Below are 25,775 nucleotides of genomic sequence, written 5' to 3'. Positions count from 1 at the left end.
GGCCTTTTTCATACCCGCGAGGCCCGCTAAGGTGTCGCCATGCTGTACGTGACCGACGATATCGTAATCCAGGACTGGGAGTTGAGCGAGAGCTTCATGCGCGCCTCGGGGCCGGGCGGGCAGAATGTGAACAAGGTGTCCTCGGCGGTCGAATTGCGGTTCGAGGCGGCGCGCTCGCCTTCCTTGCCCGCACCGGTCAAGGCGCGGTTGAAACGGTTGGCAGGACGCCGCTGGACTAGCGAGGGGGCCATTGTCCTGCAATGCGACGAAACCCGCAGCCAGGCCCGCAACCGCGAGATCGTTCGCGCCCGGCTGGTCGACCTGATCGCGCGCGCGCTGGTGGCCCCGAAACGCCGCATCGCGACCAAGCCGACGCGCGGCTCGGTCCGGCGCCGGCTCGACGCCAAGAAGGCGCGCGCCGAGGTCAAGGCCCTGCGCGGCAAGATCGGCGACGAATAGACTGGCGTCTGTCCACGCCGCTGCTAATCTCGGGCCAAGAGGGAGTGAACCATATGAGACTGGACGGAAAAACAGCCATCGTCACCGGTGGCGCGCAGGGGTTCGGCGCCGGGATCGTGGCGAAATTCGTGTCCGAGGGCGCCCGTGTCATGGTAGCGGATATCAACCTGGACACGGCGCGCGAGACCGCCGCGCAGATGGATGGCGATGCTTTTGCCCATCAGGTCGATGTGTCCGACGGAAATTCGGTCGATGCGATGGCGGCCGCGGCGCTGCGCAGGTTCGGGCATGTGGATATTCTGGTCAACAATGCCGGCGTAACGCACCTTCCAACCGCGTTGGAAGACGTCAGCGAGGCGGATTTCGACCGTGTTTTTCGCGTCAACATGAAGTCGGTCTATCTGACTGCCCGGTCGCTGGTGCCGCATATGAAGGATCGCGGCAAGGGCGCGATCCTGAATGTCGCCTCGACCGCCGGTGTTTCTCCGCGACCCCGGCTGAACTGGTACAACGCCTCCAAGGGTTGGATGATCACCGCGACCCGCACCATGGCGGTAGAGCTTGCGCCGGATGGTGTGCGGGTCAACGCGCTCAACCCCGTGGCGGGCGAGACCCCGCTGTTGAAATCCTTCATGGGCGAGGACACGCCCGAGATGCGCGCCAAGTTCCTGTCCACCATCCCGCTGGGCCGGTTCTCGACCCCGCAGGACATGGGCAACGCCGCCTGTTTCCTGTGTTCGGACGAGGCTTCGATGATCACCGGTGTCGCGATGGAGGTCGATGGCGGCCGCTGTATCTGAGCGCCCGCCTCTGAGGAAAGGCAAGCCATGGTTCCCGGCCCCCGCAACCTGATCACCGATGTGCCCGGCCTGCTGGTCGGCAATGCGCAGGACGATGCGTTGAAATCCGGCGCCACCGTGCTGAGTGCCGAGGCGCCGTTCATGGCCTCGGTGCATGTGATGGGCGGGGCACCTGGCACGCGCGAAACCGATCTGCTGGCGCCTGACAAATCGGTGGCGCGGATCGATGCGCTGGTGCTGTCGGGCGGCTCGGCCTATGGGCTGGATGCCTGTTCGGGCGTCTCCGATGCGCTGCGGGCCGCCGGGCGGGGCTATCGCATCTCCGATGCGGTCATTCCCATCGTACCCGGCGCGATCATCTTTGATCTGCTCAATGGCGGCGACAAGGATTGGCTCGACAACCCTTATCGTGCGCTGGGCCGTGTCGCGTTCGAAGCCGCGGGCAGGGATTTCGCGCTTGGTACGGCCGGGGCGGGCACCGGGGCGCTGACCGCGATGCTCAAGGGCGGGCTTGGCTCGGCCTCGCTGGTGCTGCCCGACGGAAGCACGGTGGGTGCACTTGTTGCCGCCAACCCGATGGGCAGTGTCACCACCCCCGGCGATCGCCATTTCTGGGCCGCCCCGTTCGAGATCGATGGTGAGTTCGGCGGGCTGGGTCCCGACCCCACCTGCGGGCTGGGTCGGCAGCTTGAAAGCCGCAAGATGCGGACCATGGCCGCCCAGGCGCAGGACCGGGCCAATACCACCATCGCCATCGTTGCAACCGATGCTGACCTGACCAAGGCGCAATGCCAGCGGATGGCGGTGGCCGCCCATGACGGCATCGCCCGCGCCACGGTTCCGGCCCATTCGCCGGGCGATGGCGATCTGGTTTTCTCGGTCTCGACCGGTGCCCGCCCGATGACAAGGCCCGAACGCGATCTGACCCTGCTGGGTCACGCTGCCGCGTTGTGCCTGGCCCGCGCCATTGCCCGCGCCATCTATCTGGCGCGCCCGGCGCCTGGCGATCTGCTGCCCTGCTGGCATCAGGCGTGATCCTGCTGACAAGCGCGTGAGAAGGTGCGACACAGTGCCTGAATCCGACGATGGTGGTGTTGACTCCGGCGCGCTCTGTCTTCTCATTTGGGTCAGCTAAGAAATCTCGTGGAGTTCCCAACATGAAACGATTTGTCGCCGCCGCCTTTGCCTGCGTTCTTGCCGTTCCCGCCCTCGCCGAGGGTGACGCCGCCAAGGGTGAGAAGGGTTTCAACAAGTGCAAGTCCTGCCACATGATCGAGAGCCCTGCGGGCGAGACCATCGTCAAAGGCGGCAAGACCGGGCCGAACCTGTATGGCGTCGTCGGCCGGGCCGCGGGCACCTATGAAGGGTACAAATACGGTGACAGCCTTGTTGCTGCCGGAGAAAAGGGTCTGGTCTGGGACGAGGAAAGCTTTGTCGCCTTTACCCAGGACCCCAAAAGCTTCCTGAACACCTATCTGGGTGAAACAGCGGCCAAGTCGAAAATGACATTCAAGTTGAAATCGGGTGGCGAGGACGTGTTTGCCTATCTGCAAAGCGTCGCTGCCGAATAAGTAGCGCGATCAGGTACAAAAGTACCAGCAAGGCCGCAGTGCAGACTGCGGCCTTTTACACGCTTGATCGTCGGGAGAAACGCGCACAGGTTTGTCCGGCAAGTCGGCATGAGACCGGCAGGGCGGCCGCCCCTTGGCGCCGCGGTCACGGGAGAACACGACATGAGGATGGTATGGGCATCCTGATTCCGGCTTGGGTCGACGATACGCTTGTTCCGGTGGACAAGCTGGAAGCGCATGAGAAGGGTCTGAAACACAAGGCGGTTTCAGTGTTTGCGGTGCGGGGCATGGATATCCTGATCCAGCGCCGGGCGCTTGGCAAATACCACACGCCGGGCCTGTGGGCGAACACCTGCTGCACTCATCCCGACTGGGACGAGAGCGCCTCGACCTGCGCGGTGCGGCGCCTGCGCGAGGAATTGGGGATCACCGGTCTCTATCCGGAATACCGTCACCGGCTGGAGTACCATGCGGATGTCGGCAGCGGCATGGTCGAGAACGAGGTGGTGGATGTTTTCCTGGCCCATGTGCGCGGACCGCTCGACGTGGTGCCGAACCCCGAAGAGGTGATGGAGATCCGCTGGATCGGCTATCACGACCTGTTGGCCGAAGTGCGACGTTACCCCGAGCGGTTCACGCCATGGCTCAAAATCTACCTGCATCACCATGCTGACACCATCTTTGGGCCCGATCTGATCATCTCGGCCAAGGCTTGAGTGCGTCCGGGGTCACTCCCCGCCTTCTGGTGTAATCGGGAGCGCGTCCGCCGGACAGGCTTGGGCGATGTGCTGGTGGATGAGCGCCTTGCGCAGTGGTTTGGTCAGATACTGATCCAGCCCGGCGGCCAGAATCCCCTCGGCATCACCGGCCATCGCATGCGCGGTTAGCGCGACGATGGGCACATGGCGCCCGGTTCCGGTTTCTTGTCTGCGGATTTCCCCGGTCGCCTGTTTCCCGTCCATCTTGGGCATGGAAATGTCCATGAAAATCAGATCCGGCTGGAACTCCTGCCAGAGCTCTACGGCCTCCAGCCCGTTATTGGCGAAACGCAGGTCGATATCGAGCGTCTTGACCATCTTGCGGAACACCAATTGGTTGGTTCGGTTGTCCTCGGCGGCCAGTACCCGCATCTGGCGGCGCGCGGCGGGTTCTGCGGGTTCGTCCAGTTCTGTCCTGAGCGGGGCTTCGCTGACGGGGGTGTGCTCTGCCACCGGCGCAATACCGGTCCCCATGTCCGACAATCGTGCAAACAGTTCGGCCCGCGGGATCGGTTTTTGCAGAATGCCCTGCACATGGCGTTTGGCCGGGTCGGCATGGGCCACTCCCGGATTGGAGGACAGCAAGAAGATCGGCACCTCGGTCCAGCCCGCGCCACGCAGCGTTTCGGCCAGTTCCAATCCGTCCATCTCGGGCATGTTGTGATCGCTGAGCACCAGATCGACGCAGTCGCTCATCTGGTGCAGGGCCTCTGTGCCTGAAGCGCAGCAGGTCACCCGTACACCCAGCTGGGCCAACTGTTTTTCAAGGATTGCGCGGTTCACCGCCAGGTCGTCGACGATCAGCACATGCCGCAGCCGGACTGGCAGGTTTGGCAGTACCGGCTGTGGTTCCTCGCTCATCGGCAGGGTGACGCGGAAGCCGAAACAGGATCCTCGCCCCTCTTCGCTTTCGACCCAGACGGTGCCGCCCATCATCTGGATCAGTCGCTGCGAGATCGCCAGACCCAGCCCGGTTCCGTCGAATTGCCGGTTGCGCTCGTTCTCGACCTGATTGAACTCGCCAAAGATATGCGCCAGCTTTTCGCGGGGGATGCCGATCCCGGTATCCTCGATCGCGACATGGATGGCACAGCGGCCGGTGGCCGGGTCGGGCACGCCAGTGACGCGGATAAGGATATGACCCTTGGCGGTGAACTTGACTGCATTGCCCAAAAGATTGGTCAGAACCTGCCGCATCCGGCCCGGATCGCCGACAAACAGGGTGGGCAGGAACAGATCGTAATCCACCAGCAGCGTCAGGCCCTTGTCGCGTACGATGGGCTGCATCAGCATCGCGACCTCGTGAATGCAACGTTCCAGATCGAACGGTTCGGGGTGAAGCACCATCTTGTCGGCCTCGATCTTGGAGTAATCGAGAACGTCGTTGATGATCACCAGCAGCGCCTCGCCCGAGTTCTTGATCGTACTGGCATAAAGCTGCTGTTCTTCGTCCAGCGCGGTGTCGCAGAGCAGTTCGGCCATCCCGACCACGCCGTTCATCGGCGTCCGAATCTCGTGGCTCATATTGGCGAGAAAGGCCGATTTGGCACGGTTCGCGGCCTCGGCCCGCTCACGCGCGGCGCGCAGTTCGGCCTCGTAGCGCACGGTCGAGGTGATGTTGAGCGCCAGGCTGACCACATCGCCGCCATGGCCGCGCTGGTCGATCATCTTGACATACTGGTCGTTCCACAGGCGGATCACCACCGGTTCGGGGGTGGGGGCGATCCAGCGGTCATGCATCATCTGCCGCCACTCATCGGCGGCCAGTTCGCCAGTGTCGATGATGCCTTCCTCGGTCATCAGTTGCAGGATCCGCATATACGAGATACCGGGCGCCACCTCGTCCAGCCCGTCAAAGACGTTGAGATAGGCGGTATTGGCGCCGATCAGCTTGCTGTCCGCATCGAAAAACGCGAAACCGTCCTGAATGGTCTGGATCGAGTGCCATAGCCGGCGTTCGGCTACCTCGATCTTGGCGTTGGCGACGGTCAGGTCCGATTTGACCTTTTCGTTCTCGTCACGGACGGTGGCCACCTCGGCCTGTTTCTCGCCAATCTGCTTGGTCAGCGCCAATGCATGGCGCCCCAGCTTGCGGTTTGCCGCCGACAGTTCGGCCTGCTTCAGTTCCAACAGTCTTTCCGCGGCCAAACGCGCGCGCCGTTCTTCGGCAAGCTTGTTTACCAGGCTCATTCGTAACAGTCCCCAACGCTCAGTGGCGTCAGCATCCGTCAGATCGGTGAAAAAGAGCTTAAGCCCGTCAAACCTGAATCCTTGCAATGGGTCAGGCGCCCATGCGACCCTTGACCCAAACAGGAGGTCGGCATGCGGCGTTTTGGATTTCTTGCAGTTCTTTCTCTTCAATTGGCTTTTTTCGGGCTGACCGGTGCCTCGGCGCAAGAGGCCGCGCCCGGGTTTCGTTATCTCGCCACCCGTGACATGGATTTCTATGGCGAGGATCTGGACGCCCTGTTCGACACCGATCTGCAATCCTGCATCCGGGCCTGTTCGGCAAACAATGCCTGCAACGCCTTCACCTTCAACGCGCGTTCGAACGCCTGTTTCCCCAAAAGAGGTGTCAGCGAACAGACGCCGTATCAGGGGGCGCTTTCGGCGGTGAAACTGCCCAGTCCGGCGGTGATGCGTGACCGGGCGCGGCAACAGGCGGCGCGACTGGCCTTTCTGCCGGACCGCGACCTGACCCGTGCTGTCGCGCAGGCGCGTGATCTTGGGCTGCGCCATGCCGCCGGCGGGATGGAACTGGACCAGGTCATCGCCGCGATGCGCAATGCGGGTGCGGGGGCACAGGCCGCTGGTTGGGCCGGGCTGGCGGTGTCGCTGTCGGATCGTGCCGATCTGTGGGCGGAATATGCCCGCCTGTTGCTGAGCGTGCGCAGCGATGACAGCAGCGTGAAACGCGACCATGCGCGCCGCGCCACCTCTGCCGCGCTCAATGCCTATTTGCGGGCCGATGGTCCGGGGGCCGAGGTTTCGGCGTTGTTCCTGCTGGCACAGGCGCTGGAACGGGACGAACGCGGCCGCGACATGGTGCCGGTGCTGCGGTTGGCCAGCACCATCCAACCACGCGAGGACGTGCTGGCGGCTCTGGATACGGCGATTGGCAAATACGGGTTCCGCGTGGTCGAGACCACGGTTGAAAGTGACAGCGCCCAGCCGCGCATCTGCGCCCAGTTCTCGGACCCGCTGGCGCGCAGCGGGGTCGATTACGAGCCTTTCGTGCACTCGCCCGAAGGGGATCTGGTGGTACAGGCCGATGGCAACCAGCTGTGCCTTGACGGTGTCGAACATGGCAAACGTTATCGCATCACCCTGCGCGAGGGATTGCCCGCCGGTTCAGGTGAGGCGCTGTGGAAGGACGTGACGCTGACCCATTACGTGCGCGACCGCAGCCCGGCGGTCCGCTTTCCGGGCCGGTCCTATGTGCTGCCGAAATCGGCGGATGCGGCGATACCGGTCGAGACGGTGAACGCCACCACGCTTGACCTGGTGTTGCGGCGGGTCAGCGACCGCAACCTGTTGCGCGCAGTGCAGGAGGGGTATTTCGCCCGCCCGCTGTCCTATTGGGAGGACGAGTATTTCGCCGCGGATATCGCGCAACAGGTCTGGACCGGCAGTGCCCAAGTGGCCAGCACACTCAACCGCGACATGACCACCCGCCTACCATTGGCCGAGGCGATCTCGGGCCAGCCTGCCGGCATCTATACGCTGACGGCGCGGGTGCCAGGTGCAGACCCCTATGACAACCCCGGAGCGACCCAATGGTTCGTGCTGTCCGATCTGGGCCTGTCCTCGATCTCGGGCAATGACGGTTTGCATGTGACGGTGCGCGGTCTTTCCGACGCGGCGCCGCGCGCTGGGGTCGACTTGACGCTGATCTCGCGTGCCAATGCGGTGCTGGGCCGGATCCAGACCGACGCGCAGGGGCTGGCGCGGTTCGAACCGGGGCTGACGCGCGGCACGGGCGCGGCGGCACCCGCGTTGATCCTGGCAGCGGCGGGGGATACCGATCTGGGCTTTCTGTCGCTGATCGACCCGGCCTTTGACCTGTCCGACCGGGGCGTCGAAGGGCGCAAGCCCGCTGGCCCCGTCGATGTGTTCCTGACCACCGACCGGGGCGCCTATCGCGCGGGCGAGACCATACATGCCACAGTACTCAGCCGCGATGGTACTGCGCGCGCCATCGACGGTCTGCCGCTCACCGCGATTCTCACCCGGCCCGACGGGGTGGAATATGGGCGCAAGGTCTCGGATGGCGGTGTGGAGGGGGGCCATGTCTTTGCACTGGCCACCGGTGCCAGCGCCCCGCGCGGCACCTGGCGGTTGGAGATCAAGACCGATCCCGATGGACCCGCGCTGGCCAGCCAGACGCTGCTGGTCGAGGATTTCCTGCCTGAGCGGATCGATTTTGACCTGGCGCTGCCCGATGCGCCGATCCTGCCCGGCGACAGCCCGCCGCTGAGCATCGAGGCGCGTTACCTGTTCGGGGCGCCGGGCGCCGATCTGAGCATCGAGGGGCAGGTGCAACTGCGCGCCGCCGACCAGATCGCGGGCTGGCCCGGATACCGGTTTGGCCGCCATGACGCCGGGCTTCAGACCCGCACCAGCCATTTCGGCGATGCCCGCACCGATGCGGCGGGGCAGGCCCGACTGGCGGTCGAGATCCCGCAGATCGACGCCGAGGGTAAACCGCTTGAGGCGGTGGTGACGGCGCGGCTGGCCGATGGTGCCGCCCGACCGGTCGAACGCCGGATCTCGGTGCCGGTCTCGCCGGCCACCCCGGTCATCGGCATCAAGCCGCTGTTCGAGGATGTGGTGAGCGAGGGTACCGAGGCCGGGTTCCAGGTGATCGGCCTGACCCCGGACCTGACGCCGCAGCCGATGCGGGTGAAATGGACGCTGAACCGGGTCGAGACGCGGTATCAGTGGTACCAGCTATACGGCAACTGGAACTGGGAGCCGGTGACCCGCCGCACCCGCATCGCCACAGGCGAGGCCGATCTGGGCAGCGATCCGCTGTCCCTGTCGCAGCCTGTGGAATGGGGTGAATACGAATTGCTGGTCGAGCGGCTGGATGGCGCCTATGTCGCCGCGTCTGCAGATTTCTATGCCGGCTGGTATCAGGCCGCCGATGCGGCGGCGACGCCAGACCGGCTGGAGCTTTCGCTGGACAAGGACAGCTATCGTCCGGGCGACACTGCGCGGCTGCGGATCGTGCCGCGCATGGCGGGTACCGCGCTGATCACGGTGCTGTCGGACCGGGTGATCGCGCGGCAGGCGGTCGAGGTGGCGGCAGGCGAAAGCGTGATCCCGCTGACCGTGACCGAGGACTGGGGTACCGGCGCCTATGTCACTGCCACGGTGATCCGGCCGATGGACGTCGCCGCCGGGCAGAACCCGGCCCGCGCGCTGGGTCTGGCCCATGCGACGGTCGAACCGGTGGGCAAGGCACTGACGGTTGCAATCGACGCACCCGAGGTGGCCAAACCGCGCGCCACCCAACCCGTGCGTCTGACCGTTGCGGGCGCGCAGGCGGGTGACGAGGTCTGGTTGACGCTGGCGGCGGTCGATCTGGGCATTCTGAACCTCACCGGATTCCAAAGTCCCGATCCTCAGGGCCACTATTTCGGCCAGCGGCGGCTAGGGGTCGAGATGCGCGATGTCTATGGCCGGCTGATCGACGGCATGAACGGCGCCATGGGCACCGTCCGCTCTGGCGGGGATGCAGATAGTGGCCTGCGGATGCAATCGCCGCCGCCGACCCAGGACCTGATGGCGGTGTTCAGTGGCCCGGTGCAGGTGGATGCCGATGGCGCTGCTTCGGTCGATGTGCCCTTGCCCGCCTTCAACGGCACTGTGCGGCTGATGGCGGTGGCCTGGTCCGACCGCGCAGTGGGACAGGCCGAGCGGGACATGATCGTGCGCGACCCGGTGGTGGTGACGGCGACGGTGCCGCGCTTCCTTGCCCCCGGCGACAGCAGCCGGGTGCGGCTGGAGGTGGTGCATGCCGATGGCCCGCCGGGCGAAATGACGTTGAAGCTGGCCAGCGCGCCGGGCCTGCAACTGGGCGCCGCGCCCGACCGGTTCACCCTGACCGAGGGTGGCAAGGCCGTGTTCGAGGTGCCGGTCACCGCCACCGCGCTGGGCGATCCGGTGTTGACGGTCGAACTGGAGACGCCGGGCGGGCAAGAGCTGCGCCAGGTGTTGCGACTGCCTGTGCGTGCCAATGACCCGGTGGTGGCCCAGACCCGGCGCTTTGCACTTGGGGCGGGTGACAGTTTCCTGTTCTCGCGTGATGTCTTCACCGGGCTCAGGCCCGGATCGGCGCGCGCCATCCTCTCCGCCGGTCCGCTGGCGCGTTTCGATGCGCCGGGCCTTTTAGGGATGCTCGACCGCTACCCTTATGGCTGCACGGAACAGGTGACCTCGCAGGCGATGCCGCTGCTTTACCTTGGTGCTGTGGCGCAGGCGGCGGGGCTGGGCACCGGACCGCAGGTGGCCGAGCGGATTGACGCCGCGATCCGGCGCATCCTGACCCGACAAAGCGCCAATGGCGCCTTTGGCCTGTGGCGTGCCGAGAGCGGCGACTTCTGGCTCGACGCCTATGCTTCGGACTTTCTGAGCCGGGCGCGGGCCGAGGGCTATTCAGTGCCGGACCGCGCCTTTGCCATGGCGATGGACAACCTGCGCAACCGGTTGAACTATGCTCCCGATTTCGACGAAGGGGGCGAGGATATCGCCTATGCCCTGATGGTGCTGGCACGCGAGGGCGCGGCAGCGATGGGCGATCTGCGCTATTACGCCGACGTCAAGGCGGATGCCTTTACCACGCCGCTGGGCGCGGCGCAGCTGGGGTCGGCGCTGGCCATGTATGGCGACCAGACGCGGGCCGACGCGATGTTTGCCCGCGCTGCGCGCATGGTCGCGGGGCAGCGGCCTGAGGCACCCGTCTGGCGGGCCGATTACGGCACCAGCCTGCGCGATGCGGCGGGCCTGTTGACGCTGGCCGCCGAGGCGGGCAGTGCGGTGATCGACCGGGATTCCCTGATCAGCCGCATCAGCCAGCCTGCGGGTGAGATGTCGACCCAGGAAGCGGCCTGGAGCCTGCTTGCGGCGCAGGCCTTGGTGAAACAGCCTGAGCAATCGGGCCTGCGGGTGAATGGCGCGGTGGTGGATGGGCCCTTAGTGCAGGTGCTTGCAGGGACCAGCGACGAGGTGCTCAACATCACCGCTGTCGATGGTGGCGCCACCGATATCACCCTGACCATGCTGGGTGTACCCGAGGTTCCGCCGCCCGCCGGTGGTACCGGCTACACCATCACTCGCGCCCGCTACACGATGGACGGGGCGCCCATCCAGCGCGACGCTTTCGCCATTGGCGAGCGGTTCGTGACGGTGCTGACCGTGACCCCGTTCGAGGCCTCGGGCGGGCGGCTGATGGTGAACGATCCGCTGCCCGCGGGGTTCGAGATCGACAACCCCTCGCTGTTGCGTTCGGGCGATGTGCGGGCGCTGGACTGGCTGTCGCTGGACGAGGCCAGCCATACCGAGTTCCGCAGCGACCGCTTCCTCGCGGCCATCGATCTGACCGGCACCCGGCCCGTCACGCTGGCCTATGTCACCCGCGCGGTGAGCCCGGGCGCGTTCCACCACCCGGCGGCCTCGGTCGAGGACATGTACCGCCCCCGCTATCGTGCCCGCACCGACACGGGCCGCATCCGTGTCGGGCAATGAGCGGGCGCGAGGCGGTGGCCACCGCCCATTGGCGGCGGCTGGATGGCGAGGGCTCTGACCGCTGCACCCTGTCGCGGGTGGCGCAGGGCTGGATCATGGTCGGCCACGCCCATTGGCGCGACGGGGATTGCGACACCACGCTCAGCTATGACATCCGCTGCGCACCCGACTGGCGCAGCCTGTCGGCGGATGTCGCCGGAGAGCGCGGTGGTCGCCCCCTGTCGATTCGGATCGAGGCAACGCCGCTGGGCTGGCGGATGGACGATGTGCTGCAACCGGGAACCGAGGATTGCACCGATCTCGACCTCTGCTTTACCCCGGCGACCAACCTGATGCCGATACGGCGGCTGGGGGTCTTTGCGGGGGATGAATTGCGCGTTGCCGCCGCCTGGCTGATGCCCGACCTGGATTGTGTGGCGCGGCTGGACCAGATCTATACCCGGTTGCCGGATGGTCGGGTGCATTATGCCTCCGCCGGGTTTGCAGCGGATCTCGATCTGCATTGCAGTGGGTTCGCCACGCAATATCCCGGGCTCTGGCAGGGCTGGGTCGATGATGCCTAGGCCTGCGCGCTGGCTGGCGGTGCTGGCGCTGATCCTGTGGGGGGGCGCGGCGCTGCGTGATGGGGCGGATCGCTGGATCGACGCCACCCAACTGCCGCCGGTTCTGGTCGAAACGGGGATCGAGATACGCGACCGCAACGGCGCCCTGTTGCGGGCCTATCAGGTGGGGGATGGTATCTGGCGGCTGGCGCCGGGGGTGGTGGACTCGGACTTTACTCGCATGCTGATCCGCTATGAGGACAAGCGCTTTGCCGATCATGCCGGGGTCGATCCGCTCGCGATGTTGCGCGCCGCTGGACAGGCGCTGAGGTATCGCCGCCCCGTCTCGGGCGGGTCGACATTGACGATGCAGGTGGCGCGGCTGATCGAAGATGGCCCTACCGGGCGCTGGGCGGGCAAGATGCGACAGATACGCGTGGCGCTGGCGCTGGAACGGCGGCTGGACAAACAGCAGATCCTGGCGCTCTACCTGACGCATGCGCCTTATGGCGGCAATCTCGAAGGTGTTCGCGCCGCTGCGCTGGCGTGGTTTGGCAAGGAACCGCATCGCCTGACCCCGGCGCAATCGGCGCTGCTGGTGGCGCTGCCACAAGCGCCCGAGGCACGCCGCCCCGACCGCCATCCGCGCGCAGCGCGGGCCGCACGCGACCGGGTGTTGCACCGCATGCAGGCGCAGGGTGTGTTGAGCGTGGATGCGGCACAGGCGGCGGTGGGCGAAGCGGTTCCACAGGCACAGCGCCCCTTCCCGCTGTTGGCGCCGCATCTGGCCGACCGCCTGCGCGCGGTCGACCCAACGGCGCAGCGCCACGACGTCACGCTGGAGGTGGGCCTGCAATCGCGCCTGGAAAACCTGCTGGCCAAGGCCGCGCTGGAGGCCGGAGGGCGTTTGTCTGCGGCGCTGATGGTGGCCGATCACCGCAGCGGAGAGATCCTCGCCTCGGTCGGCTCGGCGGGTTACAGCGCCGAGCGGCAGGGTTTTGTCGACATGACCCGGGCATTGCGCTCGCCCGGATCGACCCTGAAACCCTTTGTCTATGGGCTGGCCTTCGATCTGGGGCTGGCCCATCCTGAAACCCTGATCCAGGACAGTCCGGTGATGTTCGGCCGCTATGCGCCGCGCAATTTCGACGGCGAATTCCGCGGAGAGTTGCGGGTGCGTGAGGCGTTGCAGCTGTCGCTGAACATCCCCGTGGTGCGGCTGACCGACGATCTGGGCCCGGTGCGGCTGATGGCGGCGCTGCGGCGGGGCGGGGCCACGCCGCGCCTGCCCGGCGGCACGCCGGGGCTGGCGATTGCACTGGGCGGGGTTGGTCTGACGCTGCAGGATCTGGTGCAGCTTTATGCCGGTCTGGCGCAGGGCGGGCAGGGGCCGCTGCTGCGCCATGCTCTGGGCGAGGCACGTCAACCGGCGGGGCGGCTGTTTTCCCCTGCTGCCGCATGGCAGGTGAGCGATATCCTTGCGGGTCTGGCACCACCGCCCGGGGCGCGGCGTGGTGCGCTGGCCTATAAGACCGGCACTTCTTATGGGCATCGCGATGCCTGGGCGGTGGGGTTCGACGGCGCCCATGTGATCGGGGTCTGGATGGGCCGGGCCGACGGCACCCCGGTGCCGGGCGCCTTTGGCGGCGATCTGGCCGCACCGGTCCTGTTCGAGGCGTTCGGGCGGCTGAAACCCGCCTTTGACCCGTTGCCTCCGCCGCCGCCCGACACGCTGATCCTGCCCACGGCAGAATTGCCGCTGCCACTGCAACGCCATCGCCCGAGGGGTGCGGTGTTCGAGATCGAGCCCGATGCGCCCGAACTGCTGTTTCCGCCCGATGGCGCGGTGCTGGCCATCGACGGCGGGCCGGTCACGGTCAAGCTGCGGGGCGGTCAGGCGCCCTTTACCCTGTTGGCCAACGGGTTGCCGCTGGCCACAGGCATCTTTGCCCGCGAATTCGATGTTCCCTCGCCCGGCAAGGGGTTTGCAACACTGATCTTGCTGGATGCGCGGGGCCGGGCCAGCCGGGCAGAGCTGCGGCTGGATTGAGGGGCGCTAGCGACGCCCTTCGCGCAGCCAGCCGGCAATGACAAAGCCCGAGGCCAGCAGCAGCACCAGCCAGGCCGGGGCCAGCGGCGTCTGCCGCACGTCGCGGGTTTCATAGGCGCCACGCGGGGTCAGGCCCAGCCAGCCGCGCCCGGCGGCGGGCCGCCCTTCGCGGACGTTGCGGATGGTGGGCAAGCCGTCCTCCAGGCGAAAGACACCGCTCTTGAGCGGGGTGATCAGCGGCTCCATCAGGGCGGCGGTGGCGATGGTCGCCTCGAACTCGCGCGGGGCGGCGGGCCCAAGGCCGATGACCGCGATCTGATCGCCTTCGCGCAGCCGGTAAAGGCCGATCTCGGGCCCCTGATACAGGGCCTCGAACCGGCCCGGAGACACCTCCTCCATCGGCAGCACATCCTCACCGCCATCGGGACGGGTGATCGTGACCGAGTCGACCTCGGTTTCCAGCGTCCGCCGGATGATCCGCATGGTCTGGCCCTGTGCCTCGGCCCAGAGCGCGTCTTCCTCCAGTTCGGGTTCCTTCATCATCCAATGGGCAAGACGGCGCAGCAGTTCCAGCTGCGGGCCACCACCCTCGTATCCCCGCCCCCAGAGCCAGGCGTGATCGCTGGCCAGCAGCGCCACCCGCCCCTCGCCGACCCGGTCGAGCAGCAGCAGGGGCCGTCCCTCGACCCCGCTCATCAGCACGTGGCCCGAATCCTGCGTGACCTCGATCTGGCGCAGCCAGCGGCCCCATTCGTCGGCACTGCCCAGCTCGGCGGTGACCGGATGGCGGGCGCCCTCTTCGGTAACCTGCGCGCGATAGGCCTCTTCGATCACACGGGCGGTCGGATGGGCGGGCAGGACCGGTGACAAGGGGGTGCGATAGATGCTGTCGGCGGTGGCAAAATCCGGCCCCGCCGCCACCAGCACCGCGCCGCCCCGGTTCACGTAATTGGCGACATTGTCCAGATAGATCGCCGGCAGGATGCCGCGCCGCTTGTAGCGGTCAAAGATGATCAGGTCGAAATCGTCGATCTTTTCCAGGAACAGCTCGCGGGTGGGAAAGGCGATCAGGCTCAACTCGTCCACCGGCACGCCGTCCTGTTTCTCGGGCGGGCGCAGGATGGTGAAATGCACCAGATCGACCGAGCTGTCCGATTTGAGCAGGTTGCGCCATGTTCGCCCGCCCGGATGCGGCTGGCCCGATACCAGCAGCACGCGCAGACGGTCACGCACGCCGTTCATCTGGATCAGCGCGGTGTTGTTGCGGTCGGTCAGCTCGCCCTCGGCCACGGGGACCGAGAACTGCACCACGTTGCGCCCACCATGGGGAAGGGTCACCGGCAGCTCAAGGTCCTGTCCCACCGGCAGCGTCAGCCGCTCGGGCGGGCCGCCATCGACCGAGATCTCAAGCTCTGCAACCGCGCCCTGACCGGCGGGAACCGCACCGGCATCCTCGATCCTGAGGCTCAGGGTCACCGGCTCGCCGATGATGGCAAAGGCGGGGGCGTTGTGCACGATCAGGCGGCGGTCCCAGTCATCGGACCGGCCCGAAAGCAGCAGATGCATCGGCGCCGGAAGGGCGGGGGCGCGATCCAGATCGTGTACCTGCCCATCCGACAGGGCGAGGATACCGGCGATCCGGGCGCGCGGCTCTTCGTTCAACGCCTCGGTCAGGGCCGCCATCAGCTGGGTGCCGGTATCGCCCTCGCCATCGCCGACGATGATGCGCCGCAGCTCGGTATTGGGACGGCTCTCGATGCTGGCGGCCAGCTGGTCGGTGGCGCGTGTGGTCTGGCCCGGTCGGTCGGACAGGCCCTGACTGGCGCTCTGATCCTCGATCATCAGCACGATATCGGAAAGGGGTGCTCGGTCCTCGACCTGCCAGACCGGACCGGCGAGCGCAGCCAGCAGCACCAGCGCCGCCAGCCCGCGCAGGGCCCAGCCCGACAGGCCGCGCCACAGTGCCAGTGCGATCCCGGCCAGCGACAGGACGGCCAGCGCGATCAGCAGCGGCAGCGGAACAAGAGGATCAAGCAAGAGGTTCCCGGTCATTGGCCCAACCTGTCCAGCAGCGCAGGCACATGGACCTGATCGGATTTGTAATTGCCGGTCAGCACATGCATGATCAGATTGACGCCAAAGCGATAGGCAAGCTCGCGCTGCCGCTCGCCCCCGTAGCCGCGCCCCACCGGCAGCATTGAGCGGCCATTGTCATCGACCGCCCAGGCGGCAGCCCAATCGTTGCCGCCGATCACCACCGGGGTGACCCCATCATTGAGGTTGCGAAAGGGCATTCCCTCGATCTGTTCGGCATCGGGCGGAGCGGCCTCGACCCAGATATCGGTGCTGGCGTGGCGGCCCGGAAAATCCTGGAGCAGGTAGAATGCGCGGGTCAGCACATGATCCCCCGGCACCGGTTCCAGCGGCGGAATGTCCAGAGGCGCGGCCAGCTGTTGCAGCTTTTGCCCGTTCGGACTGCCAGCGCCGAACCGCGCGATATCGGCATCTCGGGTGTCGAACAGGATCATGCCGCCCAGCCGCAGATAGGTGTTGAGCCGCGCATAGGCCGCATCCGACGGCTGCGGCTGATCGGGGGTGACGGGCCAATAGAGCAGCGGGAAAAAGGCCAGCTCGTCCCGTTCGAGGTCGACGCTGAACGGGGCTGCGGGTTCGACCGAAGTACGAAAGAACAACGTGTCCGAAAGGCCGCGCAGCCCGGCCAGTGCCAGATCGTCCACCGCGCGATTGCCGGTCAGCACATGGGCCAGCACCATCTCGCGGGTGGCGTCGCGGGCGAAGCGGTCGGCCTCGGCCTGTTGCGCCTCGGTCCCGGGCGCATGCAGCAGCAAGGCCAGCAGTGCTGCGGCGCGGCCAAGCGGGCCGAGCCGGCCCGACAGGGCCAAGGAGGCCCCCACATCCAACGCCAGCAGAACCAGCGCAAGCGACAACAGCCAACCACCCAGCGGTTGCTCTGCCGCGATGCTCAGCCCCAGCACCGGTATCGATGCGGGCCATTGCGCCGGGGTCAGCAGGCTATCGGCGCCCAATACGTTGCGCGCCAGCCGCCGGCTCTCGTTTGCATAGACGCCGGGGCGCAGCTCTGGCCCGATCGCGGCGCTGGCCAGCGCGGTGCCGTCTACACCGGGCAGGTTGCCGGCATCGTCCAATTGCCCAAAGCCATCCATCACCCGCAACGGGCTCCAGACCGTACCTTCGAGGTTGATGGCATCGGCGCTTTTGGCGGCCGAGGAAACGGCGAGCCGGTCCAGCATCTCGACATAAAGGCCTGATAGCGGCAGGCTCGACCATTCCGCGTCCGCGGTGACATGAAACAGCACCACCTGCCCCAGCCCCAGCGCCTTGCGGGTGACCAGCGGCGTGCCATCGCTGAGCGCGGCGATCACCCGGTCGGCCAGATCGGGATCGGGCTGCGCCATGACCTGGGTCGAAACGGTGACGTCGTCAGGGATCGTCAGCCCGTAGAAAGGCGAAGTATCGGCAAACGGAGCCAGCGTCTTGGCCTCGCCCCAGCTCATCGCGCCGCCGACAGTACGGCCGCCGCTGCGCAGGCGGACCGGCAGCAGCGGGTCGATCTCGTCGCGGCCGATATCGCTGGCCGCCATGCGCGGCCCGGCAAAGCGGACCAAGATGCCGCCCTGTTCAACCCATTCGGTCAGCGCGTTCCGTTCCAGTGTGGCCAGTGTCACCACATCTGCCAGTACCACGATATCGGGATTGGCGGGCAGCACATCCAACAGGGCGCCGTCGATGAAATCGGAATTGGGCACCAGCACCTGGGTCAGGTAGTGCAGCGGGGACAGCAGTTCCAGCCCCTCGCGATCCTGCCGTCCGGCAAATAGCGCGACCTCGTGCCGGGCCAGGCTGTCATCGGTCAAGGCCACCGCCCCGGCCGCGCGTTGGCCCTCAAGCTCGAACCGTGTGACGCGGGCCCGCAGTTCCGAGGGCAGGGAAAGCGCCAATTGGGCCTCGGTTTCACCTGCGGCAAAGCGCGCCTCGCTGCGGTTCAGCACTCGGACCGTTCCGGCGGGATCAGGACCCAGCGCCAGTACCGCCTGAATACGCTCGGGTCCCGGCTCGGCACGCAGCAGCGTCAATTGAACGGCGCCATCGGCGAATGTAGCCGGGCGCAGCCCCAGCACCGGGTTCGGCGACTGATATACGGTCACCGCGCCGCGCGCGCTGAGCGTTTCGAGCAACTCGGTCCGACCCGCGTAATCCAGCCCGTCGCCGAGCCAGAGTGTATCGAACCCGCCCGCCTGCGCGCCGACTGCCTGCGCGGCGGCGGCCAGTTCGGCCTGACCCGGTTGCCAGGGCATCGGCGAAAGACCCGGCAGCCGACTGCGCCAGGCGGCGGCGGATTGAAACACCAGATCCTCGGGCGCACCCAGCCGCAGTACAGCAACCGGACGGTTGGCCCGACCTGCCTCGGTCAGCCGTGCTTCGAGCAGGTCGATCTGTTGCGTCCAGCGCGCCGCCCCGGCCCAGCTGCCATCCATCACCACCAGCAGAGGCTGGTCTCCGTCGGCCTGTTGCCGGGGATTGAGTACCGGTCCGGCCAGACCCAGTATCACCGCCGCCACCGCCAGAACCCGCAGCAAGAGCAGCCACCAGGGCGTTCTGTCCGACACGCTTTCGTCGTCACGCAAGCCCAGGAGCAGGCTGACTGCCGGGAACAGCCGGCGGATCGGTGCTGGCGGTACCGCGCGCAGGATCAGCCAAAGGATCGGCAATGCCACCAGCGCCAGCAGCAGCCAGGGCGCGGTAAATCCGATGCCGCCCAGAACCGTCATCGCACTCTCCCGTCCAGGGCGCGCCACAGCCACAACAGCGCCGATTGCGCGCTGTCGCCAGTATGGTGAAGGCCCAGTTGCCAGCCGGTCGCCCGGGTCAGCACCATCAACGCGTCGCGACGTTCGGCCAGCCGGATCAGGTAGCGCTCGCGCAGCTCTCCGGCCTTGAGTGTTTCATGTCTGAGCGTACCGCCCACGCTTTCGAACAGGGTACGCCCGCGATAGGGAAAGCTTTCCTCGGCGGGGTCGAGCACCTGCATCAACACCCCGCGCACGCCACGATCGGCGGCCTTGGACAGCGCCAGCTCGACCTCCTTGAGGTCGCCGAGGAAATCGGAAACGAACAGCGCCCGGGCATGCGGGATCATGGCCCGGTGTTCGGGCGGAGCATAGTCGGCCTCGGCATCGCGCGACCAGGCTTCGGCCAGCCGGTGCACCTGGGCATTGCCGCGGCGGGGCGGCAGGGTGGTGCCGGTCAGGCCGACGCGCTCGCCGCCTCGCACCAGCAGGATCGCCACCGCCAGCGCCAGCAGCCGGGCGCGGTCGGCCTTTGTCTCGGTCCGCTTGTCCGAACTGAAACGCATCGAGGCGCCCTGATCGACCCACAGCATCACCGACTGCGCGATCTGCCATTCGCGCTCGCGCACATATTGCTGGTCGCCACGGGCCGAGCGGCGATGGTCGATCATGCGGCGGCTGTCGCCCGGCTGGGCCGGGCGATATTGCCAGAAATCATCGCCCAGCCCGGCGCGGCGGCGCCCGTGATCGCCCAGCAGCACGGTGCCCGCCAGATGCTCGGCCCGCGCCAGCAAAGGCGGCAGCGGGGCGGCGGCGGTTTCGGCACGATGCCTGAGGGCGGGGGCGACGCTCACGCGGCGGCCTCGGCCCGGGTCAGGCTGGTTGCTGTCTCGTCGATCAGGTCGGCCAGGGTGTCGCCCCGCGCCCGGGCGGCAAAGTTCAACGCCATCCGGTGGCTCAGCACCGGGCGGGCCATGTCCAGAACATCCTCGGGGCTGGGCGCCAGCCGGCCCTGAAGCAGCGCCCGCGCCCGCACCGTCAGCATCAGCGCCTGCGCCGCGCGCGGGCCGGGACCCCAGGCCACGGTGTCGCGCACCCGGTCGCTGACCCCCGGTTCGTCCGGACGGAAGGCGCGCACAAGGTCGAGGATCATCTCGACCACCGACTCGCCCACCGGCATCCGCCGCAGCAGCACCTGCGCGGCCAGCAGATCGGCCTGGGTCATCACCTGATGGGCCTCGGCCTCTTCGGTGCCGGTGGTGGCGAGCAGAATTTCGCGCTCGGTCGCGCGGTCGGGATAATCGACGTCGATCTGTACCAGGAACCGGTCCAGCTGCGCCTCGGGCAGGGGATAGGTGCCTTCCTGCTCGATCGGGTTCTGGGTCGCCAGCACGTGAAACGGCGTGCCCAGCGGCCGGTTCTCGCCCGCCACGGTGACCGTTTTTTCCTGCATCGCCTGCAACAGCGCCGACTGGGTGCGGGGGCTGGCGCGGTTGATCTCGTCCGCCATCAGAAGCTGGCAGAAGATCGGACCGGGAATGAAGCGGAACCGGCGGCTGCCGTCCTCGGCGGTGTCCAGCACCTCGGAGCCAAGAATATCGGCGGGCATCAGGTCGGGCGTGAACTGGATGCGGTTGCCATGCAGGCCCATGACGGTCGACAACGTCTCGACCAGTCGCGTCTTGCCAAGCCCCGGCAGGCCGATCAGCAGAGCATGTCCACCGCACAAGAGCGCGGTCAGGGTCAGGTCCACCACCCGCTCCTGGCCGATGAAGCGGCGGGTGATCGAGGCCCGCGCTTCTTGCAGCTTGATGCCAAGCGCGTCGATTTCCCCGAGCAGGTCGGCAGGTTCGGACATGGTTTTCCCTCCGCGGCAACTATATGGGTATGAGTGTATCGCGCTGACAGCAAATGGCAAAAACAATGAGCGGACAAAAGCCTGTGAAACCTTCGGCGGACGGCCTTCTTGCCTCGGCCCGGGCGATCAAATCCAAGGGGCCGGCCCCGGTGCATCTGTGGAACCCACCGTTCAACGGCGATATCGACATGCGTATCGCGCGGGACGGGACGTGGTTCTATCAGGGCACGCCGATCAACCGGCCCGCGATGGTGCGGCTGTTCTCGTCGATTCTGAAGCGTGAAGAGGACCGGTACTATCTGGTCACCCCGGTCGAAAAGGTCGGGATTCGCGTCGATGACGCGCCTTTTGTTGCGGTGGATGTCGAGGCGGCTGGGCAGGGGTGCGATCAGGTGCTGACCTTTACCACCCATGTGGGCGACAGCGCGGTGGCGGGGGCGGACAACCCGATCCGCATGGCGCAGGACCCCGCGACCGGGGAACCCGCGCCATATGTTCATATCCGCGCGGGGCTTGAGGCGCTGATCGACCGCAAGAGTTTCTATCGGCTGATGGATCTGGGCGCGGTCGAGGATGGCTGGTTCGGCCTGTGGTCCTCGGGCAGCTTCTTTCCCCTGATGACGGTCGAGGAGCTGGAGCGCGGCTGACCCGCGCCTGCGCGGCGCTCAGGCGGTCTTGACGATCAGGAACACCCGCGCCGGTCCGTCGCCGGTGGCGCTGATCTTGTGTGGAATGTCAGCGGCATAGCGCGCGGTATCGCCCGGGCCCAGATCCTGTATCGCGGCGCCCGAGGTTACACGCACTGCGCCATCGAGCACGGTCAGCTGTTCGCGGGTGCCGCGCGCATGGGGCTGGCTGTTCAGCGCGCCGCCCGGTTTGAAGCTGATGTCATAGACCTCGTGCCCGCCGGCATCTTCGGGCGGGGACAGGATGCGGATGCGGCAGCCCTGGCCCATATTGTCGATGCTGGGCGCCTCGGAGGCGCGCAGGGTGTCAATGCGGTCGGCGGCTTCGGCGGCCTCGAGCAGGCCCGCGAAATCGACCTGAAGCGCGCGCGTCAGGTTCCACAGCGTGGCGATGGTCGGGCTGCTTTCACCCCGTTCGATCTGGCTGACCATGGAGCGCGAGACGCCGCTGAGATTGGCCACCGCCTCGAGCGAGAGACCTTGGGCGCGACGCGCCTCTTTCAGGCGGGCGGGCAGGCGGTTCAGGATATCGTCGGGGTTTTCCGTCATGACGGAATCTCTGCGCCGCGCGCTCTATTTTGTCAATTCCCGGCAGGGTGGGCGTGACGGCACGTCTCAGGCGACAAACCATGCTGCGGGTGCATAATGGGCGAAACCCTGAGGAGGATAACATGACCGATATCGTGATTCTGGACGGTGCCCGTACTGCCATCGGCACTTTTGGCGGGGCGCTAGCCTCGACAGCGCCCATCGACCTGGCCACCGTCGTGACCGAGGCGGCGCTGGAACGTTCGGGCGTCGAAGGCGCCCAGATCGGCCATGTGGTGTTCGGCCATGTGATCAATACCGAACCCCGCGACATGTATCTGAGCCGGGTTGCCGCGATGCAGGCGGGTATCCCGAACGGCACGCCCGCGATGAACGTCAACCGCCTGTGCGGGTCCGGTGCGCAGGCCATCGTTTCGGCGGTGCAGTCGCTGATGCTGGGGGATGCGGAGTTTGCCGTGGCCGGTGGTGCCGAAAGCATGTCGCGCAGCCCGTTCATCATGACCCAGGCCCGCTGGGGCGCCAAGATGGGCGACGTCAAATCGCTCGACATGATGCTGGGTGCGCTGAACTGCCCGTTTGGTACCGGGCATATGGGTGTGACCGCTGAGAATGTCGCCGATGAACACCAGATCAGCCGCGAGGACATGGACCAGTTCGCGATGACCTCGCAGGAGCGCGCGGCCGCAGCCATCGCGGCGGGCCATTTCGACGGTCAGATCACGCCCGTGCAGGTCAAGGTCAAGCGCGACATGGTCGATTTCAAGGTGGACGAGCACCCCAAGGCGACCTCGGTCGAGGTGCTGGCCGGGCTGAAACCGGTGTTCAAGAAGGATGGCCGGGTGACGGCGGGCAACGCAAGCGGCATCAACGACGGTGCGGCGGCGATGGTGCTGGCCACGGCGGATGCGGCGGAAAAGGCCGGGCTGAAGCCCAAGGCCCGCATTCTGGGCTATGCCCATGCCGGTGTCCGCCCCGAGGTGATGGGCATCGGCCCGGTTCCGGCGGTGCAGAACCTGCTGGCCCGCACCGGCCTGAGCATCGGTGATTTCGACGTGATCGAATCGAACGAGGCCTTTGCCGCCCAGGCACTGGCGGTGAACAAGGAACTGGGTCTGGATGCGGCCAAGGTGAACCCCAATGGTGGCGCGATTGCGCTGGGTCACCCGGTCGGCGCGACCGGTGCGATCATCACGCTGAAAACGCTCTATGAACTGGAGCGCACCGGCGGGTCCAAGGGTCTGATCACCATGTGCATCGGCGGCGGTCAGGGCATCGCCATCGCCATCGAGCGGCTCTGAGCGGAGAGGCTGGGGGCGCTGCCCCCAGACCCCCGGAGTATTTCGGGCGAAATGAAGCAGGGGCGCGATCAGCCGGTCGCGTCCCTTTCTCGTTTCCGGGCCAGCTTCGCGGCCAGGTTCGGGCCGATGCCCGGACGCGACCAGGGGCATTCGGCGATACAGATGGCGCAGCCGTGGGTCTGGTTGAAGAAGGGCAGGCATTTGTCGAAATCGACATACCACTTGCGCGCGCCGCGCACGGTTTGTTTCTCTGCGAGCAGCGCCTCGGGCGGGCAGGCGTCCTGACAGATGCGGCAGTTCTGGCAAAATCCGTCGATACCGTGATCCTGCGCCGGCGTTGGAGCAAAAGGCGCGTCGGTCAGCACCGCCGACAGGCGGAACGAGGCGCCGAGATCGGGGTTGATGATGGACCCGTGCTTGCCCAACTCGCCAAAGCCACAGGCCAGCGCGGGCGGGATCATCGCCAGCGCGCCGGTCATCGGGCCGGTCAGCGGCTCGGCCTGCCAGCCTTGCAGGCGAAGCCATCCGGCGATGGTTTTGGCGGCCTGTGCGGCGCGAGTATATTGCGTCATCACCTCAAGCCCGGCGCTTGGCTTGGGCGCGGTGGCGATGGCGTCGTAATCATGGGCCACGCCGATCATGATGACGCGGGATTGCGTTATTTCGTGGCCTTCGAAGACCCAGTCGGGGTTCATCTCGGCGACGCCGGTCAGGTCACAGGCGCCGCTGTCCACGAATTGTGCGAGCGCGGCAGTCCAGTCCGCGGGCGCGCGAATGACTGTGGTGTCGGCCAGTGGTGGCAGGGGGGCGTCCAGCACCGCCTGTCGCGCGGCGCGTCTGGTGGCAAAGTCAGGCTCTTTTGCCGATTGCCGGTAGAAATAGTGTTGCAGCGGCCCATGCGGGATGTCGTCCGGGTCGGGTGCCCAATAGACCATGCGCGGGCGGCGAAACGTTGCTTCGCCCAGCCCGTTGATGTCATTGCCGCTGATCCCGGGCGCAAGGGCTGCCTGTTCGGGATCAGGCACAAAGGGGCGATGTGGATTGGTGCGAGCCATGGGCGCAGCCTAGCACGATGGCGTCGCCTGTCACTCGCTCACATGAGCAGGCTCGCCAGCAGCACCACGCCGCCACCGATCAGCGCGCCACCCAAGGCAGGCCAGAACGCCGTGCTGCGACCCGGTTTCTCGTCCAGACCCGGCTGCGACTGCGCCACCAGCGCCCGTTCGACCAGATCGGGCAGGCGCGGGCCGAAGCGGGCCACCACCAGCGCGGTCTTGCCCAGATCGGCCAGCACCGCGCGCGGTCCGATGGATTGCTTGATGTAATCCTCGACCACCGGGCGGGCGACCTCCCAGATGTTGATATGAGGGTCGAGCGAACGGGCCACGCCCTCGACCACGACCATGGTGCGTTGCAGCAGGATCAGCTCGGTCCGGGTTTCCATGCCGAAGCGTTCGGTGACCTCGAAGAGGTAGCTCAGCAGCCGACCCATCGAGATATGGGTCGCATCCATGCCAAAGATCGGTTCGCCCACCGCGCGCAAGGCGCGGGCAAACTCGTCGACATCCTGGGTGGCGGGCACGTAACCGGCCTCGAAATGCACCTCGGCCACGCGTTTGTAATCGCGGCGGATGAAGCCGAACAGGATCTCGGCATAGACCCGGCGGGTATATTCGTCGATATGACCCATGATGCCGAAGTCATAAGCGATGATATCGCCATCGGCGGCGACCTTCAGGTTGCCCTGATGCATGTCGGCATGGAAATAGCCATCGCGCAGCGCGTGCAGCAGGAACAGGCGCAGCACCCGCTCACCCAGATCGCGCCGGTTGTGTCCGGCGGCGTCCAGCGCGGCATTGTCGCCCAACGGCACGCCATCGGCCCAGCCCAGCGTCATCACCCGTCGCGCCGAGAGCGACCAGCGCACCGGCGGCAGGCGGAACCCGGCATCCCCCTTGGTGTTGTCGGCGAATTCCGAGGCGGCCGCACTTTCCAGCCGCAAATCCAGCTCTCCACGCACCACGCCATCGAAATGCTCGATCACTTCCATCGGGCGCAGGCGGCGGGCGCCGGGGGCAAACAGATCGACGATGCGGGCGGCGAAATAGAACGCGTCCACATCCTTGCGAAAGGCGCGCTCGATGCCGGGGCGCAGCACCTTGACCGCCACATCCTCGCCGCTGTCGGCCAGACGCGCCCGGTGCACCTGGGCGATGGACGCTGCCGCAATCGGCTCGCTGAACTCGCTGAACATCTCGGGGAGAGGGCGGCCCAGCTCCCGCTCCACCTCGCGCATGGCGGTGGCGCGGGGAAAGGGTGGCAGCTGGTCCTGCAACACGCGCAGCTGATCGGCCAGATCCTGACCCACCACGTCGGGCCGGGTCGAAAGCACCTGACCGAACTTGATATAGGCCGGTCCCATCGCCATCAGTGCGCGGGTGGCCGGCGGCAAGCTGGGGTCACCCTTGAAGCCCAGCCATTGGAACGGCTTGCCAAGAGCGCGGGCCAGAATGCGGAGCGGACGCGGCGCGTCGAACGCATCCAGCACCGCGCCCATGGCGCCGTTGCGCTCCAGCGTGGCGCCCGTGCGGATCAGGCGGATGATGTTATGGGGGCCGCGCATGGA

General features: G+C 66.7%; 18 protein-coding genes. 10 read left to right on the top strand and 8 right to left on the bottom strand.

Going from position 1 to position 25,775, the window contains the following annotated elements; translation table 11 throughout:
* Positions 1-39 precede the first annotated feature (39 nt).
* From arfB to idi, 5 genes are all read left to right on the top strand, one after another.
* Positions 40-459 (top strand): alternative ribosome rescue aminoacyl-tRNA hydrolase ArfB, encoded by a 420-nt coding sequence (gene arfB, locus AC2FLM_RS07530; protein WP_496856949.1) that lies wholly within the window; start codon positions 40-42, stop codon positions 457-459.
* A 53-nt stretch (positions 460-512) separates the two neighbouring features.
* Positions 513-1,259: an SDR family oxidoreductase gene (locus AC2FLM_RS07525; RefSeq protein WP_496856947.1), complete on the top strand. Its 747-nt coding sequence runs from the start codon at positions 513-515 to the stop codon at positions 1,257-1,259.
* A gap of 27 nt (positions 1,260-1,286) precedes the next feature.
* Complete coding sequence (locus tag AC2FLM_RS07520) at positions 1,287-2,294, top strand: P1 family peptidase (RefSeq protein ID WP_496856945.1); 1,008 nt, start codon at positions 1,287-1,289, stop codon at positions 2,292-2,294.
* A gap of 122 nt (positions 2,295-2,416) precedes the next feature.
* Entirely contained in the window at positions 2,417-2,830 is a 414-nt protein-coding gene (locus AC2FLM_RS07515) for a c-type cytochrome (RefSeq protein ID WP_496856944.1), read from the top strand.
* A 173-nt stretch (positions 2,831-3,003) separates the two neighbouring features.
* Complete coding sequence (gene idi, locus AC2FLM_RS07510; RefSeq protein WP_234220724.1) at positions 3,004-3,546, top strand: isopentenyl-diphosphate Delta-isomerase; 543 nt, start codon at positions 3,004-3,006, stop codon at positions 3,544-3,546.
* A gap of 12 nt (positions 3,547-3,558) precedes the next feature.
* Here the strand turns inward: idi and AC2FLM_RS07505 are convergent, their stop codons facing one another.
* Positions 3,559-5,778 carry a response regulator gene (locus AC2FLM_RS07505; protein WP_496856943.1) on the bottom strand — a complete coding sequence of 740 codons (2,220 nt, stop codon included), beginning with the start codon at positions 5,776-5,778 and terminating at the stop codon, positions 3,559-3,561.
* Positions 5,779-5,910: 132 nt separating this feature from the next.
* Between AC2FLM_RS07505 and AC2FLM_RS07500 the strand changes: the two genes are divergently transcribed.
* From AC2FLM_RS07500 to pbpC, 3 genes are read left to right on the top strand one after another with little or no spacing between them, the layout of a single operon-like run.
* Complete coding sequence (locus tag AC2FLM_RS07500; RefSeq protein WP_496856942.1) at positions 5,911-11,337, top strand: alpha-2-macroglobulin family protein; 5,427 nt, start codon at positions 5,911-5,913, stop codon at positions 11,335-11,337.
* A complete protein-coding gene (locus tag AC2FLM_RS07495; protein WP_496856941.1) occupies positions 11,334-11,900 on the top strand; it encodes a putative glycolipid-binding domain-containing protein in 567 nt (188 codons plus the stop codon). The genes AC2FLM_RS07500 and AC2FLM_RS07495 overlap by 4 nt, the downstream gene beginning before the upstream one ends.
* The gene (gene pbpC / locus AC2FLM_RS07490; RefSeq protein ID WP_496856939.1) at positions 11,890-13,929 is read left to right on the top strand and encodes a penicillin-binding protein 1C; all 2,040 of its coding nucleotides are present in this window, start codon (positions 11,890-11,892) and stop codon (positions 13,927-13,929) included. The genes AC2FLM_RS07495 and pbpC overlap by 11 nt, the downstream gene beginning before the upstream one ends.
* 6 nt (positions 13,930-13,935) lie before the next feature.
* Here pbpC and AC2FLM_RS07485 read toward each other — a convergent pair whose 3' ends face one another.
* Genes AC2FLM_RS07485 through AC2FLM_RS07470 form a run of 4 tightly spaced genes read right to left on the bottom strand, consistent with a single transcriptional unit; the run spans position 13,936 to position 20,616 of the window.
* Positions 13,936-15,981, bottom strand: a complete 2,046-nt coding sequence (locus tag AC2FLM_RS07485; RefSeq protein WP_496856937.1) for a hypothetical protein — start codon at positions 15,979-15,981, stop codon at positions 13,936-13,938.
* Positions 15,978-18,740 (bottom strand): DUF4159 domain-containing protein, encoded by a 2,763-nt coding sequence (locus tag AC2FLM_RS07480; protein ID WP_496856935.1) that lies wholly within the window; start codon positions 18,738-18,740, stop codon positions 15,978-15,980. The genes AC2FLM_RS07485 and AC2FLM_RS07480 overlap by 4 nt, the downstream gene beginning before the upstream one ends.
* The gene (locus AC2FLM_RS07475) at positions 18,737-19,612 is read right to left on the bottom strand and encodes a DUF58 domain-containing protein (RefSeq protein ID WP_234220718.1); all 876 of its coding nucleotides are present in this window, start codon (positions 19,610-19,612) and stop codon (positions 18,737-18,739) included. Before AC2FLM_RS07475 ends, AC2FLM_RS07480 begins: the two co-directional genes overlap by 4 nt.
* Complete coding sequence (locus AC2FLM_RS07470; RefSeq protein WP_234220717.1) at positions 19,609-20,616, bottom strand: AAA family ATPase; 1,008 nt, start codon at positions 20,614-20,616, stop codon at positions 19,609-19,611. The genes AC2FLM_RS07475 and AC2FLM_RS07470 overlap by 4 nt, the downstream gene beginning before the upstream one ends.
* Before the next feature lie 65 nt (positions 20,617-20,681).
* Between AC2FLM_RS07470 and AC2FLM_RS07465 the strand changes: the two genes are divergently transcribed.
* Positions 20,682-21,263 carry a DUF1285 domain-containing protein gene (locus tag AC2FLM_RS07465; RefSeq protein WP_496856933.1) on the top strand — a complete coding sequence of 194 codons (582 nt, stop codon included), beginning with the start codon at positions 20,682-20,684 and terminating at the stop codon, positions 21,261-21,263.
* A gap of 18 nt (positions 21,264-21,281) precedes the next feature.
* Here the strand turns inward: AC2FLM_RS07465 and AC2FLM_RS07460 are convergent, their stop codons facing one another.
* Positions 21,282-21,851 (bottom strand): helix-turn-helix domain-containing protein, encoded by a 570-nt coding sequence (locus tag AC2FLM_RS07460; RefSeq protein WP_496856931.1) that lies wholly within the window; start codon positions 21,849-21,851, stop codon positions 21,282-21,284.
* 122 nt (positions 21,852-21,973) lie between these two features.
* Between AC2FLM_RS07460 and AC2FLM_RS07455 the strand changes: the two genes are divergently transcribed.
* On the top strand, positions 21,974-23,149 hold the full coding sequence (locus AC2FLM_RS07455; RefSeq protein ID WP_496856929.1) for an acetyl-CoA C-acyltransferase family protein: 1,176 nt from the start codon (positions 21,974-21,976) through the stop codon (positions 23,147-23,149).
* A gap of 68 nt (positions 23,150-23,217) precedes the next feature.
* On the opposite strand, the gene AC2FLM_RS07450 is transcribed toward AC2FLM_RS07455, so the two are convergent.
* Positions 23,218-24,204: a 4Fe-4S dicluster domain-containing protein gene (locus tag AC2FLM_RS07450; RefSeq protein ID WP_496856928.1), complete on the bottom strand. Its 987-nt coding sequence runs from the start codon at positions 24,202-24,204 to the stop codon at positions 23,218-23,220.
* Positions 24,205-24,242: 38 nt separating this feature from the next.
* Positions 24,243-25,772 (bottom strand): 2-polyprenylphenol 6-hydroxylase, encoded by a 1,530-nt coding sequence (gene ubiB, locus AC2FLM_RS07445; protein WP_496856926.1) that lies wholly within the window; start codon positions 25,770-25,772, stop codon positions 24,243-24,245.
* Positions 25,773-25,775: the final 3 nt, after the last annotated feature.

The organism is Ruegeria sp. SAZD011, from assembly GCF_059612545.1.
Note: the sequence above shows the minus strand (reverse complement) of the source record. Positions and strands in the feature narration are given on the sequence as shown.